This is a genomic window from Pelomonas sp. CA6 (assembly GCF_022549225.1).
Taxonomy (GTDB): domain Bacteria; phylum Pseudomonadota; class Gammaproteobacteria; order Burkholderiales; family Burkholderiaceae_C; genus Roseateles.
In genome coordinates this window covers 170,224-184,134 of the sequence record NZ_JAKZFD010000005.1, presented here as the reverse complement: position 1 = coordinate 184,134, position 13,911 = coordinate 170,224, and the positions used below count along the sequence as shown (strand labels likewise).

Sequence of the window (13,911 nt, the reverse complement as noted above, 5' to 3'; positions counted from 1 at the left end):
AATCAATGCCCGGCATGGCCGCCGGCGGGCTTGCGCGCCTTCAGCTCAACGGCCGGCTCCGCGGTCTGGCGCGCCGGCATGGAGCGACCACCCTCGGCCGCGAAGCGCGCCGGCTGCGGCAGCGCGCCGGTCCATTCGAACGCGACCTCGCCCCGGGGGTGGGCATACCAGCCCGGGTCCGAATAGTCGCCGCGCTGTTGCTCCTTGCGCACCTTCAGCACCGAAAACATGCCGCCCATTTCCACACCGCCGAACGGCCCCTGCCCGGTCATCATCGGCAGCGTGTTGTCCGGCAGCGGCATGTCCATTTCGGCCATGTCCGCCATGCCGCGCTCGCCCATCACCATGTAGTCGGGCACCAGCCGGTTGAGCTTCTTCACCAGACCACTGTGGTCGGCGCCGATCAGCGTGGGCAGGTTGTGGCCCATCGCGTTCATCGTGTGATGGCTCTTGTGGCAATGCAGGGCCCAGTCGCCCGGTTCATCGGCGACGAACTCGATCTGCCGCATCTGCCCCACCGCGACGTCCGTCGTCACCTCGGGCCAGCGCGCCCCCTTGGGCACCGGACCGCCATCGGTGCCAGTGACTTCGAATTCATGGCCGTGGACATGGATGGGGTGGTTGGTCATCGTCAGATTGCCGATGCGCATGCGCACGCGGTCCCCCTGGCGCACATTGAAGCTGGAAATGCCGGGAAAGACGCGGCTGTTCCAGCACCACAGGTTGAAGTCCAGCATGGTCATGATCTTGGGCGTCGCGCTGCCCGGCTCGATGTCGAAGGCGTTGAGCAGGAAGCAGAAGTCGCGGTCCACCTCGCTGATCAGCGGGTGCCGGGTCTTGGGGTGGGTGACCCAGAAGCCCATCATGCCCATGGCCATCTGGGTCATCTCGTCCGCATGCGGGTGGTACATGAAGGTGCCGGGGCGGCGTGCGACGAACTCGTAGACATAGGTCTTGCCCGGCTGTATCGCCTTCTGCGTGAGCCCGCTGACGCCGTCCATGCCGTTGGGCAGACGCTGGCCATGCCAGTGCACGCTGGTGTGCTCGGGCAGCTTGTTGGTCACGAAGATGCGCACGCGGTCGCCCTCCACCACTTCGATGGTGGGACCGGGCGACTGGCCGTTGTAGCCCCACAGATGGGCCTTCATGCCGGGCGCCAGCTCGCGCACCACCGGCTCGGCCACCAGGTGGAACTCCTTCACGCCCTGGTTCATGCGCCAGGGCAGCGTCCAGCCGTTGAGCGTGACCACGGGGTTGTAGGGCCGGCCGTTGGGCGGCAGCAGCGGGGCCATGGTGTCAGGGCTTGCCTGCAGCACGGGCTCGGGCAGCGCCGCCATCGCGACGCGGCTGACCGAGGCCGCCGAAACGGCCGCGGTCACCGCGCCGGCACCGCGGAAGAAATCTCGTCGGGAAACCATTGCATGTTCTCCTTGTTCAATGGCCGGCGGCGGCATTGCCGGGCGCGGCGGCACCGGGGGCGGCGGGCGCGGCCAGGCTGGGCTTGCCGATCAGCGCCATGTCCAGGTCGGCCTGGGCGGTCCAGAAGTCGCGCTGCGCGGCGATGGACGCGTTGACCGCGGCGATCTGCGCGCGCGCGTCGGCCAGCAGCTCGAAGACGCTGATGAACATGCCGTTGTAGCGCAGCAGGTTCTCGTCCGAGACCCGCTTGGCCGCGGGCACGACCTCGTCGCGGTAGTGGCGTGCGATGTCATAGGCGGCGCGGTAGCCCAGATAGGCCTCGCGCACCTCGGAGCGCGCCTCGATCGCGGTCTGCACCGCGCGGTTGGCGCTTTGCAGGTAGAGCGACTCGGCGCGCGCGCTGCGCGCCTCGCCCCAGTCGAACAGCGGGATCTCGAAGCCGATCTCCCAGCCGGTCTGGCGTGGCGCCTCGTTGCTGGTGTTGTGCGTCCAGCCCAGCTCCAGCGCGCTCGCCAGACGCGTGACCCGGGTCAGCCCCAGGCCGTGCGCGGTGGCCTCCATCTGCGCGCGCGCGGCCTGTACGTCCAGGCGCTGTGCCATCGCGAGCTGCTCCAGACCCTCGCGCGCGTCGGGCTGCTGGGGCAGATCCGGCAGACGCTCCGGCAGCTGGAACTGCGTCTGCGCGCCCCACAGGCCCAGCAGGCGCGTGAGACGCTCGCGCGCCGCGACCCGGGCCTGCTCGGCGCGCGCGGCGTTGAGCACCGCCTCCGAATGGAAGCCCTGCTCGCGCGCCTGCTGCAGCTTGCTGAAGTTGCCGATGCGGGCCAGGCGCGCCGCCAGCTCGGCGCCGGCCTCGGCGCTCTCGCGCACGTCCTGCTGATAGCGCGCCATCTGCTCGGCCGCTACGGCCGCCACGTAGGCCTTGCGCGTCTCGGCCGCCAGCGCCAGCACCTCCATCACCGTGGCGCGCTGCAGCGCGGCGAAACGCCGGTCTTCCACCCGGCGCGCCAGCGGCAGCGCGATCACATGCGCCAGGTCCAGCGTGAAGCCGCGCTCGATCTCGCGCTCGTCGCCCTTCTTCAGGCGCGCGAAGCTGAAGCCCGGATTCGGCAGCCGACTGGCCTGCACGCGGTCGGCGTCCGCGACGCCCAGCGCATGCAGGCTGGCGCGCAGCCCACGGTTGTTCAGCAGCGCGACCTGCACCGCGCTGCGCTCGCTGAGCGGCTGCGCCAGCAGCTCCTGCACGCGCCGCGCCAGTTCGTCCTGCTGTTGCGCGTCGCGCGGCAGCGCCAGTTCCTGGTCCAGGTGCTGGCGCGTCGCGTCGCGCACGGGCTGCAGCCCGCCGTCCGGGCTCAGGCTGGCGCAGCCGGTCAGCCACAGCGCGGCCGAGGCCAGCGCGAGGCGGCGCAGACGCCCGCCCGGGAGAATCTTGTTCGGTGTCATCGCCACCCCCTCAGTGATGCTGCCCATGGCCGCCACCGTGGTGGTGGCCGCGCCGCTCACCCTGGCCGGGCTTGGCTTGGGTGGGCGCTTTCTCGGGTGTTCGCGCCGGCGCGCCGGGGTCCGGATGCGCGGCCGACGCCGGGGCGGCGCCCTGCGCTTCGCGCGCATAGGCCCGCCAGCCGCCGACTTCGCCGACGCGGGCATGGGCGCGCACCCAGGCCTGCGACGGATCGGGGGCGTCCAAGTCTGGCACGCGGTAGTCGCGCGTGACCGAGCGGTGGCGCAGCGCCGGCACCGGCGCGCGGGGGTCCAGCGGGTCGGCGGGCGTGGCCGATGAGGTCGGCGAAGAAGGCGGGGCGACGGACGCCCGGTCCTGGGCCAACGCCGGCCAGGCGCTGAAGGTGATGGCCAGCAGGGCCATCCAGGATCCGGCGCGCCCGTGGCGGGCGGCCGGCGTGGTGTGTTCGGTATTCATGGGATCTCGCTTGAATCGTCCTGGAAGCTCCAGGGCTGCCCGGTGCGGCGACGCAGGCGCGCCGCCTTCCGGGTGCGTCAAGGCCGCTCACGGCGGCCCGGTTCAGGCGAGAAGAGCTCGGGGAGGTCGTTCCAGGCCGCCCACCCACATGCGCTCCTGCGCCTGCGGGATGGTGGCCACGTCCACCGGCTGCGGCGGCACGACGGGCACGACGGGCGCGGCCACGGCCAGCGCCGCGGCATTGCAGCACGAAGCGCAGACACTGCACTTGCCGGCATGGCCGGATGGCCATTGCTCGTCCGCCCCGCTTCCCTCGTCGGACGGCGCGGCCTGCGAGGCATCGGAGGTCGCATGGGCCGTGTGGGCCGTGTGGACCATGTGGGCGACAGCGGCAGGGTGATCCAGGACCTTCGCGGCCGGAGCTGCGGCGGGCGCATGGTGGGCCGGGCCGCACAGCGTCATGGCTTGCGCCGCGTAGCCCTGTAGGGGCAACGCGATGGCCAACAGCCATGCAAACGCCAGACGCCAGATCCTGCTCATGACGCGCAGTGTACGCGAGCCGTCACGACCGCCACGGACGCCACCGTTCGTGGGCCAACGATGGCCGGCGCCGCGCAGACCGTCACGGGCGCGGGGCTACAATGCGAGCCTCGCAAACAAGAGCCCCGCCGGGACGGCGCGGCCTCTTGCGCAAGGAGAGCTGGCCGAGCGGTTTAAGGCACTGGTCTTGAAAACCAGCGAAGGGGGAACCCTTCCGTGGGTTCGAATCCCACGCTCTCCGCCAGTGGCCACACTTGGAGTGAAGAGTCCGTGGTTGAGCGCTAGGCCTTGGACCTGTACTTCCAGTTGTTCAGTGGCCAGGTGTGTACTTCGAACTCAGCTGTCGTGCGACGCGACGCAGATCGGGCGCTTCAGTCGCGTGCTTGGCGAGGCCGATATGAAGCAGTTTCTCAAGACGACAATCGAGGCGACCGTGGGCATTAAGGCGATCAAGCCGACGGAGTCGAACGCGTGATCGTGAACAGCACAGCACTGTCCAGGAGAAAGCCCTCGCGCACCCGGCCGACAGCCGGCTGTTGGAGGTGGTGCGCGAAAAATCACGCGGCTAGCCAAGCACGGACCTTCACCTCAAGCATGCCCGCGTGGGCAAGGCGCTGCGCCGGCGCGCAACTTCACCCGCCAGCCTTTAGGATTCACGAACGGCAACTTGGCTAAGACCTCAAGGGAATGACGACGCCTTTATCGCCCAAATACACCGACAGTAAATCACCCACCCCGCATCAATTGAAACTCAATTAAAATCACAGGAGAGACATTGGCAAAATATACATTCTTAATGATGGCAGAAGAGGTACTACTCGGACAAGACAAAGCCCTGAGTGCCTTTGAAATTTGGGATCTAGGTGTAACCCAGGGTCTTGACAAAAAACTTGGAAGCAAGGGGCAGACGCCATGGGACAGCATGAATGCACGACTACTTGTCGACTTTCGAGATAACCCTGCCACCGCCTTCGTTCGAGAGAGCGTCAAACCTGCGAGGTATCGACTCAAAGACAAGACGAAGAGCCAGTTAGGGCTCCATGAGGTCAACAAGCAGCTTTCATCGGGAATGTTGGAGCCAGGAGTAGACGACGCCGAGACTGCCGTTAATCTTGTTCCTACAAAGGCGGCGAAGTACCCCTATAAAGAGAGAGACCTACACCCTTTCGTAGCCTGGTTTGCTGCTCATCAGTTCGGTGGTTCATATTGCAAGACAATTTTTCACGAGTTTTCCTCGAAGAAAAATTACACAGAATGGTTGCACCCCGATCTTGTGGGCTTCTGGTTCCCATTCCAGGATTACAACAAGGAGCTTCTGGCGCTTTCTGGCAATGGTTTGTCAATCGCTCGCTTCTACTCTTTTGAGCTGAAGCGCGAATTAAACTTCGGAAATCTTCGAGAGAGCTTCTTTCAAGCAGTATCTAACTCCTCATGGGCGCATGAGGGCTACTTGGTCGCAGCCAATATAGATGAATTACCAGAGTTGCGAGCGGAGCTTTCTCGGCTTTCTGGATCGTTTGGGATTGGGGTCATCGAGCTAAATCTGGAAAAACCAGGACTAAGCGAGGTTATTTTTCAAGCCCGAGGTAAAGATTCCATTGATTGGGATGGAGCCAACAAACTTGCCAAGGAAAACCCGGATTTCCGTAAATTCCTTGCGGATGTGCGCATCGATATATCGAATGCGCGGGCTCATGCATCAGAATTCGATTCAGTACCTTCTCTGGAAGCACTGGCATCACTGTGGAGCAACTGGAATACAGCAACATAAACAAAGAAGACCGTGATGAACAACACCATCAAATCTCCCGGCGGAATTACTGTACGCCTCATCGAAGCATTAAATGGTTTTAAGACGAAGTTTGGACACTGGCCAACGACACTTGAAGCCGGGGCAGAGACAATTGCATTTCTCGCAACGACCAGTTTGACACCATTGGGGTTCTTTCTTCTCCAGTCAAAAGTCAACCTAGTAACTGGCGAGCAAGGAAAAATTATTGCTAAGGGAGCACGGGGCGAAGTCTTCGATTATGGTGACGAAGGTTGGCAGAACTCAGACGGGCATAGGCATGATGCACGCCACTGGCTGGGACTGGACGAGGATATTAGTGCGGAATGACAATTCCGTTTTAATTCCGGCAACTGCGTTGGGACTAAGATTCAACTCGAAGACACCTCCACTCAATTCCGAGACAACAAAACAAATAGATTGATATATAAACCAATAAGGCCACAGAAACACCCCTCCTAAGTCGCTCATCCAAAATAGTCAATCATCACATTTAAAACCAGCGAGAGATAAAACATTCCGCGGGAGTCGAATCCCACGCTCTCCGCGAGTCGCCGTAATACGTCGGCTTGTACCTTTGGGTCGGGACGCCAATGATTTCGTAACGACGAAGTACGAGCTTTAGTGCACAACGGATCTCACTGGTTACGATAACCTTCGCTAGGCCGCGCTACCACGGTGGGTAGCCGCGTGAGCGCCCGGGCACGATCCTGAAGAGTACCTAGAGCAAATAGGTTTTGCCTGTGAACGTCTGAATGCCGAACAAAACAAGGTTGGAGTTCGAGAGGACAGCGTCATGAACACAGCGCGCGATGCCCGCTTCTGGAATCGGAGTGCACGGAAGTACGCCAAAGGTGCGATTGCGGACCCGGGCGGGTATGAACGCACGCTGGACCGGACACGCGCCCTGCTCGGGCCAAGCGACCAAGTGCTGGAATTGGGCTGCGGAACGGGAACGAGCGCGCTCCGGCTGGCGAGCGAGGTGCAAAGCTATCTGGCGACGGACATCTCCGCTGCGATGATCGAGATCGCCCACGAGAGACACGCCGCCAGCCCCGTCCCAGGCCTGGTGTTCCGCGCCACGACCGTGGAGGACACGGCGCTGGAGGCCGGGCGGTTCAACGCGGTGCTGGGCTTCAACTATCTCCATCTGGTCCGCGATCTGCCGGGCACGCTACGCCGCATCCACAGCTTGCTGGCACCAGAGGGTTTGCTCATCACCAAGACGCCCTGCGTCGGGGATATGCACCCACTCATCCGGTGGGCCTTGTTGCCTGCGATGCACGTGATCGGTATGGCCCCCTATGCCGGCGTTTTTCGGGAGGCGGACCTGGGTCGGCAGTTCAGCGCGGCGGGCTTCGTCATTCTTGCCAGCGAACACCACGCCACAAAGGGCCGCGACCACCGCCCGTACATCGTGGCCCGCAAGCGGTCAGGTCAACGGGTCAGGCTGTGACGCAGCGCGGGTTTCCGTTTCATCGTGCCTCGGCCCGCCTGCGCGCCGCCGCACCGGCCGTCCAGCGTGCAACGGTCGCACCACCGCGCGGTCCATGCGGCTAGGATTCGGTCGAACTGACCACCCCCCAGTCCTTTGGCGACACTCTCCACGCTCACCAACCCCGCGCTGCGGCGGATCGCGCGCGTCCTGCAGCTGACCCAGACCCTGGTCCTCGTGCTGGTGCTGGGCACGGCGTCGGCGCTGGTGTTCAGCGCGCGGGGCTATGGCGAGGCGAACGACTGGGTCGTGCACACCCATGAGGTGCTGGACCAGCTGCAGCGCGTGCGCACGGCAGCCCTGCGCGGTGGCATCGCGTTGCGCAACCACGCGCTGGTGCCGCAGGCGGCCTCGCTGGAAACCCTGCGCAGCGCCAGCGTCGAGGCGCGCAAGGCCGCGCTCGCGCTGGAGGCCCTGGTGGACGACAACGAGGCGCAGTCGGCGCGGGCCACCGAGCTGCGCGCCGAAGTCATGGAGATCGCCGGCTGGCTGCTGTCCTCGGCCGTCATCGCCGAGCGCGACGGGCCGGGCGCGCTGCGCCGCTTGCTGGACGAGCGCATCAGCAGCGACGGCACGCGCCGGCTGAGGGTGCTGCTGGACGACATGGAGCACGCCGAGCGCTTGTTGCTGACGGCCCGGCAGGACGCGCAGAACCGCGAACTCGCCGCCCTCAAGCGCTGGGCCATCGGGCTGGGCGGGCTGTTCACGGCCTTCATGCTGGGAACCATCGCCTATTCGTCGCGGCTGGTTCGCCTGAGCGACCAGGACATGAGCAAGCTGGAGGTCAGCGCCGACACCGATCCGCTGACCGGTCTGTTCAACCGCCGCGCGCTGGAACGCAAGACCCGTGAACTGCAGGGGCGGGCCATGGCCGTGATGGTGTTCGATCTGGACGGCTTCAAGCAGGTCAACGACCGCTATGGCCATGGCGCCGGCGACGAGGTGCTGCGCACCGTCGGCCTGCGGCTGCGCGAGCAGTGCCGGGAGGCCGACATCCTCGCCCGCGTCGGCGGCGACGAATTCATCGCCGTGCTGCCCGGCCTGGACGAGGTGCTGCGCGCCGGCCATATCCAGGCGCGGCTGAATCTGGCCCTGGGCGAGCCGGTGGAGATCGACGGCATGCGGATCGCCATCGGCGCGTCCATCGGCTATGCCGTGTCGCGCGGCGAGAAGAGCTTCGAGGAACTGGTGGCCGCGGCCGACGAGATGTCTTACCAGGAAAAGAAGCGGCGCACGTCTGGCCACGAGGGTCGGCGCACCGCGTAGGTGCGGCGCCGCCGGCAGGCCGGCTCAGGCGCGCCGCAGCTGCGCATGGCGGGCGATCAGCTCCCGGTACAGCACTTCCACGCGCGCCACCGAGCCGGCGCGCGAATAGCGGCTCAGGTCGTAGCGCACGCGCTGGCGCAGCACCTGGCGGCGCTCGCCCAGATGGCAGATGTGGTTGCGGATCGCCACCCCCAGCGCCATGGGATTGCCCACCGGCACGATGGCGGCGGCCTCGCCCACCAGCATCTCCTTCAGCCCCGAGGTCGCGGTGCAGATGATGGGCAGCTCAGCACGCATGGCCTCCAGCACGGACAAGGGGCAGGCCGCCTCGCGAGAGGGCGAGACGAACAGGTCCAGCGACTGCAGCGCCGCGTCGACATCGTGGCGGAAGCCGAGGAAGCGGATGCGCTCGTCGCTGCCCGCCAGGCGCTTGAGTTCGGGCAGCTGCGGCCCGTCGCCCAGCAGCGCCAGCACGCCGTTGCGCGGCGCGTAGCGGGTGAAGGCCTCCACCAGCACGTCCAGGCCCTTGCGCGGATGCAGTTGGCCCACCGCGCCGACCAGCACTTGTCCGGGCGCCAGGCCCAGCTCCTGGCGCAAGTCGTGGTTGGGCAGCCGCACCGGGCGCTGCGGCGCCCAGTTGTGGATCACGCGGCTGACCCCGCCGAATGTTCCCAGCGACTCCCATTGGTCGCGGTTCACGCAGATCAGGCCGTCCAGCCGGCCGTGGATCTGGGGCTTGTAGCCGGCGTGCAGCGTCGCGACGCGCGGCAGATCCCGGCACGGCGCCAGCGCCCGGCAGGCGGCGCCCAGATGGGCATGGCAGACCTGCGCGCCCAGCCGCCCCATCAGCGAGCGCAGACGCTGCCCGCGCAGCAGCGGCAGGCTGAGCGGGTGGTACTGAATCGAGGAAGCCGCCGCCTCGCGCATCGCCGACCGGGCCGAGCCGACGATGTGGACCTGATGCCCAGCCTCCGCCTGCGCCGCGGCGAGGTCCAGGCAATGCTGCTCCCCGCCCGCGATGTGCGGCGAGAAGACGACGTGAACGATGTGAAGCCTAGCGGATCGATTGCCTTGCACGTTGTGAGCCAGAAGAGTGAAGCAGTGCGCCCGTCGCCCCGCAACCGGGGTCTGGCCCTGGGTCTGCGACACGTCCGCGCGAGGCCGCAGTGGGTCAGGCCGGCCTGAATCCAGCATGAAGGTCCGCTGAAGGATTCCTGGCCTGCTCCCGCGCCGCGGCAGCGGACCGCCCGAACGCCTGATCGTCGGCGCTTGTCGCGGCGGCGTTTCAAAATCATATAATGCGAACTATTCGCAATTGCATTTAAAGCGTGCCGGCCCCGCCGTTGCACCGGGAGTGCCTGTGTCCACCGCCGAATTCGTGCTGCACCATCAGTTTCATGCGCTGTACTGCGACCACCATGGCTGGCTGCTCGCCTGGCTGCGGCGCAAGCTGGGCTGCCCGCACCATGCGGCCGATGTAGCGCAGAACACCTTTTTGCGCGTGCTGGCCGCGCGCGACGCGCTGAACGAGGTGGCCCAGCCGCGCGCCTGGCTGACCACCACGGCCAAGCGCCTGCTGATCGACGAGGCCCGGCGCCAGCAGGTCGAGCAGGCCTATCTGGCCGCCTTGCAGCTGTCGTTTGCCGACCAGGAGGGCTTCCCGTCGCCGGAGCAGACGCTGGCCGCGGTGCAGGCGCTGATGCAGCTCAGCGCCGTGCTGCAGGCCGTGTCGGACAAGGCCCGCCACGCCTTCGTGCGCCACTACCTGGACGGCGAGACCCATGCCGTCGTGGCCGGCGAGCTGGCGGTGTCGACCAAGATGGTGCAGAAGTACCTCGCGCAGGTGCTGCTGCGCGCACGGGCGCTGGACCTGCAGCCATGACGCCGCCCTCGCCCCCGCTATCGGCCGACGACGAACAAACCCTGGCCGAGGCCGCCGCGGCCTGGATCGTGCAGCTGGACGACGACGACCCGCAGCAGCGCGCCGCCGCGCGCCGCGACTACGAGGCCTGGAAGCGCGCCGACCCGCGCCACGCCGCGATGGCGGCCGACATGGAACGCTTCGTCGCGCGTGCCCGCGGGCTGGCCGAGGCCTCGGCGCGCGGCGGCCCCAGCGCGGCGCGCGCGACGCTGGATGCGCTACTGCAGGCCGACCCCGCCAAACCGTCCGGCAAGACCCCAAGCCGTGGCCGTGGCCGCGGCCCGCTGCTGGCGCTCGCGCTGACACTGGGGCTGGCCGGCGCGCTGGCGTTCCAGCCGGAAGCCCAGTCCCGCTGGCTGGCCGACCTGAGCACCGCGCCCGGCGCGTCGCGACAGCAGACGCTGGACGACGGCTCGCGCCTGCTGCTGGGCGGCGCCAGCGCGGTCAATGTGCGCATGGACGCGCATCGGCGCGAGCTGGAGTTGCTGCGCGGCGAGCTGCTGGTCGAAGTGGCGCCCGATGCCCGGCGTCCCTTCGAAGTCAGCACGCCGCAGGGCCGCATCCGCGCGCTGGGCACGCGCTTCCTGGTGCGCCGCGAGGCCGACGCCACGCTGCTGACCATGATCGAGTCGCGCACCCAGGTCCTGCCCGCGGGCCAGGCGGGCACGGGCGGGCTCACCGTCCAGGCGGGCCAGCAGGCACGGCTGAGCGATCAGGGCGCCCGGCTGCTGCCCTCGCCCGTCGACCCGGCGCTGGTCGAGGAAGCCTTCACCCAGCGCCGGCTGGTGGTGCACGACCGTCCGCTGCCCGAGGTGCTGGACGAGCTGGCGCGCCAGCATCGCGGCCTGCTGCGCTACGAGCGCGAGGCCCTGCAGCCAATGCGCGTCACCGCGGTGCTGCCGCTGGACGAGCCCGAGCGCGCGCTGCAGCTGCTGGCGGCCCGCTTTCCGCAACTGCGCGTGCGCGCGCTGACGCCCTGGATTCTCAGCGTCGACACCCGGCACTGAGCAAGGCCCGCGCGCGGGTTCCAGTCGGGCCGCCTCGCCCGTCAATGGAGAGAAGCCGTAGCTCCACAAGGACTTTCTCCATGCCTCATCGCCCCCTCTCCTCCTCTGGCCGCCACGCGGCCCGGACCGTCCCGCTGCGCCCGCCCGCGCGGCGCGCCCTGCCCCTGTTGTGCGCGCTGGCCCTGGGCCTGGCGGGCGGTGGCGCCGTCGTGCAGGCCCAGGCTGCGGCCAGCATCCCGGCCCGCGTGCCCGCGGGCCCGCTGGCCGACGCGCTGAGCCGCTTCGCGCTGCAGGCCGGCGTGGCGCTGGTGATGGACGCGCGCCAGCTGCAGGGCCTGCACAGCGCCGGGCTGTCCGGGCCGGTCAGCGCGGAGCAGGGCTTCGCGCGCCTGCTGCAGGGCAGCGGCCTGCAGGCGCGCCGCACCGAGGCCGGCTATGTGCTGGAACCCATTCCCGCACCGGCCTCTGAGGCCGACACCCCCACGCTGTTGCCCACCGTGCGCGCCAAGGCGCGCTCCGAAGCCGGCGCCGTCACCGAAGGCACGGGCCGCTATGGCGCCACCGGCCCCAGCAGCAGCGCCACGGGGCTGAGCCTGAGTCTGCGCGAGACGCCGCAGTCGCTGAGCGTGATCACGCGCGAGCGCATGGACGATTTCCGGCTGGAGACCCTGGCCGAGGTGCTGGAGCAGACACCCGGTCTCAGTGTCACGCGCCAGGGCAACGCGATCGACTTCCGCGCCCGCGGCAACCCGTTGAACCTGCAGACCGACGGCGTGCGCCAGATCTCCTCGGGCTGGTACTACCTCACCAGCACCCAGTACTCGCTGGACGACATGGCCGAGATCGACCGCGTCGAGGTACTCAAGGGCTCCTCCGGCCTGGTCAATGGCGCGGGCTACCCCGGCGGCACCGTCAACCGGATCCGCAAGAGGCCCACGCGTGAGTTCCAGGCCAGCGTCAGCGCCGGGGTCTCCAGCTGGAACAACCTGCGCGTCGACGCCGACCTCAGCGGCCCGCTGAGCGAGGACCGCCGCCTGCGCGGCCGCGTCGTCGCCGCGGCGGCCGAGGGCGAGAGCTTCCGCGACCATGAACGCCGCAACAGCCAGCTGCTCTACGGCACCATGGAAGCCGACCTGGGCAGCGACACCCTGCTCAGCGTGGGCCTGAGCCTGCGCCGGCGCGAACTGCAGGGCATGGGCAGCACCCAGCCCATCCAGGCCTATACCGAGCGCGGCGAGGTCCTCGGCTGGACGCCACGCGGCTTCAACGTCGGCGCGCGCTGGGCCGGCTACGAGCAGCGCTCGATCAATCTGTTCGTGCGGCTGGAACAGCAGCTGGGCCGCGGCTGGCTGGCCCGGCTGCAGCTGGGGCACGAGACGATGGAGAGCCCGGAGATGCGCGTGGGCTATCTGCTCGGCCACGACCAGGCCGCCTTCAACCGCTGGACCGACATCCACAGCCGCAACCAGAACCTCAGCCTGGCGCTGTCCGGGCCGCTGGCGCTGTTCGGCCGCCAGCACGAGCTGCTCGCCGGGCTGGAGGTCACCCGCTTCCGCGCCGGTGCGCTACGCGGCGACGGCTCGCGCGCGACGCTGGCGGACCTGGGTCTGGACTACGCGCAAGGCGGCGCCGAGCTGCCCCGCCCCGACGACCAGGCCTGGGCCTACAACGCCGAAAGCTGGGTCCAGCGCCAGCGTTCGCTCTACGCGGCCGGCCGCTTCAGCCTGAGCGACTCGCTCAAGCTCATCGCCGGCCTGCGCAGCACCGACTACCGCCAGCACGACACCACCGCCTCCTGGTGGAACTACCACCTGGTCGAGAACGGCGTGACCACGCCCTATGCCGGCCTGGTCTGGGACCTGAACCGCCAGCTGTCGCTGTACGCCAGCTATGCCAGCATCTTCCAGGCGCAGAGCGCGCAGGACGAGCAGGGCCGCACGCTGCCGCCCGAGGACGGCCGCACCTACGAGCTGGGCGCCAAGGCCGAGCTGCTGGACGGCCGTCTGCACCTGGCGCTGAGCCATTTCTGGATGAAGACCGACAACACCGCCGAGGAAACCGGCGGCCAGACACCCGGCGGCGACGCCGCCTACCGCGCGGTGAGCGGCGCCACGCGGCGCGGCTACGAGCTGGAGCTGTCCGGCGAGCTGGCGCGCGGCTGGCAGGCCCAGGGCAGCTATGTGATGAACAGCAGCAACCTGGAGAGCGCCCGCAACACGCCCAAGCACCAGTTCAAGCTGGGCCTCAGCCACCGTATCGCCCAGGGCCGCTTGCGCGGGCTGACGCTGGGCGCGGCCACGCGCTGGCAGAGCGCCATCTCGGTCGCCTCGGACAAGGCGCTGCTGGAGCAGCGCGCCTACTGGCTGGTGGACCTGATGGCACGCTACCCGCTCAACGACCGCCTGAGCCTCAGCGCCCAGCTCAACAATCTGTTCGACCAGCGCTATCTCGCCGGCGTGACCGATTTCCGCGCGCTGCACTACACCTGGGGCGCGCCGCGCTCCTTCGGGCTGAGCCTGCGCGCGCTGTTCTAAAAAAGAGGGCGGCGCGGTTCCA

Annotated in this window: 12 protein-coding genes and 1 tRNA gene; 8 read left to right on the top strand and 5 right to left on the bottom strand. The window is 67.9% G+C overall.

Going from position 1 to position 13,911, the window contains the following annotated elements; genetic code table 11:
- Positions 1-2: 2 nt before the first annotated feature.
- The 4 genes from LZ017_RS10550 to LZ017_RS10535 form a co-directional block, all read right to left on the bottom strand.
- Positions 3-1,418 carry a multicopper oxidase family protein gene (locus LZ017_RS10550; RefSeq protein WP_241396783.1) on the bottom strand — a complete coding sequence of 472 codons (1,416 nt, stop codon included), beginning with the start codon at positions 1,416-1,418 and terminating at the stop codon, positions 3-5.
- A gap of 16 nt (positions 1,419-1,434) precedes the next feature.
- Positions 1,435-2,889 (bottom strand): TolC family protein, encoded by a 1,455-nt coding sequence (locus LZ017_RS10545; RefSeq protein ID WP_241396782.1) that lies wholly within the window; start codon positions 2,887-2,889, stop codon positions 1,435-1,437.
- Positions 2,873-3,337 (bottom strand): hypothetical protein, encoded by a 465-nt coding sequence (locus tag LZ017_RS10540; RefSeq protein WP_241396781.1) that lies wholly within the window; start codon positions 3,335-3,337, stop codon positions 2,873-2,875. Before LZ017_RS10540 ends, LZ017_RS10545 begins: the two co-directional genes overlap by 17 nt.
- A 102-nt stretch (positions 3,338-3,439) precedes the next feature.
- Complete coding sequence (locus tag LZ017_RS10535; protein ID WP_241396780.1) at positions 3,440-3,877, bottom strand: hypothetical protein; 438 nt, start codon at positions 3,875-3,877, stop codon at positions 3,440-3,442.
- 154 nt (positions 3,878-4,031) lie between these two features.
- Here LZ017_RS10535 and LZ017_RS10530 point away from each other — a divergent pair.
- The 5 genes from LZ017_RS10530 to LZ017_RS10510 all read left to right on the top strand — a co-directional run bounded on the left by LZ017_RS10530 (position 4,032) and on the right by LZ017_RS10510 (position 8,427).
- Positions 4,032-4,121 (top strand) — tRNA-Ser (locus LZ017_RS10530).
- 531 nt (positions 4,122-4,652) lie between these two features.
- Positions 4,653-5,648, top strand: a complete 996-nt coding sequence (locus LZ017_RS10525) for an HTH domain-containing protein (protein WP_241396779.1) — start codon at positions 4,653-4,655, stop codon at positions 5,646-5,648.
- 15 nt (positions 5,649-5,663) lie between these two features.
- Positions 5,664-5,996, top strand: coding sequence for a hypothetical protein (locus tag LZ017_RS10520; protein ID WP_241396778.1), 333 nt, complete (start codon positions 5,664-5,666; stop codon positions 5,994-5,996).
- Between the two features lie 466 nt (positions 5,997-6,462).
- Complete coding sequence (locus tag LZ017_RS10515) at positions 6,463-7,122, top strand: bifunctional 2-polyprenyl-6-hydroxyphenol methylase/3-demethylubiquinol 3-O-methyltransferase UbiG (RefSeq protein ID WP_241396777.1); 660 nt, start codon at positions 6,463-6,465, stop codon at positions 7,120-7,122.
- 135 nt (positions 7,123-7,257) lie between these two features.
- Complete coding sequence (locus LZ017_RS10510) at positions 7,258-8,427, top strand: diguanylate cyclase domain-containing protein (RefSeq protein ID WP_241396776.1); 1,170 nt, start codon at positions 7,258-7,260, stop codon at positions 8,425-8,427.
- A 24-nt stretch (positions 8,428-8,451) separates the two neighbouring features.
- Here the strand turns inward: LZ017_RS10510 and LZ017_RS10505 are convergent, their stop codons facing one another.
- On the bottom strand, positions 8,452-9,504 hold the full coding sequence (locus tag LZ017_RS10505; RefSeq protein ID WP_241396775.1) for a glycosyltransferase family 4 protein: 1,053 nt from the start codon (positions 9,502-9,504) through the stop codon (positions 8,452-8,454).
- Positions 9,505-9,787: 283 nt separating this feature from the next.
- Here LZ017_RS10505 and LZ017_RS10500 point away from each other — a divergent pair, with 283 nt between their 5' ends.
- The 3 genes from LZ017_RS10500 (at position 9,788) to LZ017_RS10490 (ending at position 13,889) form a co-directional block, all read left to right on the top strand.
- The gene (locus LZ017_RS10500; protein ID WP_241396774.1) at positions 9,788-10,309 is read left to right on the top strand and encodes a sigma-70 family RNA polymerase sigma factor; all 522 of its coding nucleotides are present in this window, start codon (positions 9,788-9,790) and stop codon (positions 10,307-10,309) included.
- Positions 10,306-11,355: a FecR domain-containing protein gene (locus LZ017_RS10495; RefSeq protein WP_241396773.1), complete on the top strand. Its 1,050-nt coding sequence runs from the start codon at positions 10,306-10,308 to the stop codon at positions 11,353-11,355. The genes LZ017_RS10500 and LZ017_RS10495 overlap by 4 nt, the downstream gene beginning before the upstream one ends.
- 80 nt (positions 11,356-11,435) lie before the next feature.
- The gene (locus LZ017_RS10490; RefSeq protein WP_241396772.1) at positions 11,436-13,889 is read left to right on the top strand and encodes a TonB-dependent receptor; all 2,454 of its coding nucleotides are present in this window, start codon (positions 11,436-11,438) and stop codon (positions 13,887-13,889) included.
- Positions 13,890-13,911: the final 22 nt, after the last annotated feature.

What these genes read in the sequence shown, in the direction of transcription:
- LZ017_RS10550 (WP_241396783.1), bottom strand. Translation starts at nt 1,418, where the DNA reads ATGGTTTCCCGACGAGATTTCTTCCGCGGTGCCGGCGCGGTGACCGCG.
- LZ017_RS10545 (WP_241396782.1), bottom strand. Translation starts at nt 2,889, where the DNA reads ATGGGCAGCATCACTGAGGGGGTGGCGATGACACCGAACAAGATTCTC.
- LZ017_RS10540 (WP_241396781.1), bottom strand. Translation starts at nt 3,337, where the DNA reads ATGAATACCGAACACACCACGCCGGCCGCCCGCCACGGGCGCGCCGGA.
- LZ017_RS10535 (WP_241396780.1), bottom strand. Translation starts at nt 3,877, where the DNA reads ATGAGCAGGATCTGGCGTCTGGCGTTTGCATGGCTGTTGGCCATCGCG.
- LZ017_RS10520 (WP_241396778.1), top strand. Translation starts at nt 5,664, where the DNA reads ATGAACAACACCATCAAATCTCCCGGCGGAATTACTGTACGCCTCATC.
- LZ017_RS10515 (WP_241396777.1), top strand. Translation starts at nt 6,463, where the DNA reads ATGAACACAGCGCGCGATGCCCGCTTCTGGAATCGGAGTGCACGGAAG.
- LZ017_RS10495 (WP_241396773.1), top strand. Translation starts at nt 10,306, where the DNA reads ATGACGCCGCCCTCGCCCCCGCTATCGGCCGACGACGAACAAACCCTG.
- LZ017_RS10490 (WP_241396772.1), top strand. Translation starts at nt 11,436, where the DNA reads ATGCCTCATCGCCCCCTCTCCTCCTCTGGCCGCCACGCGGCCCGGACC.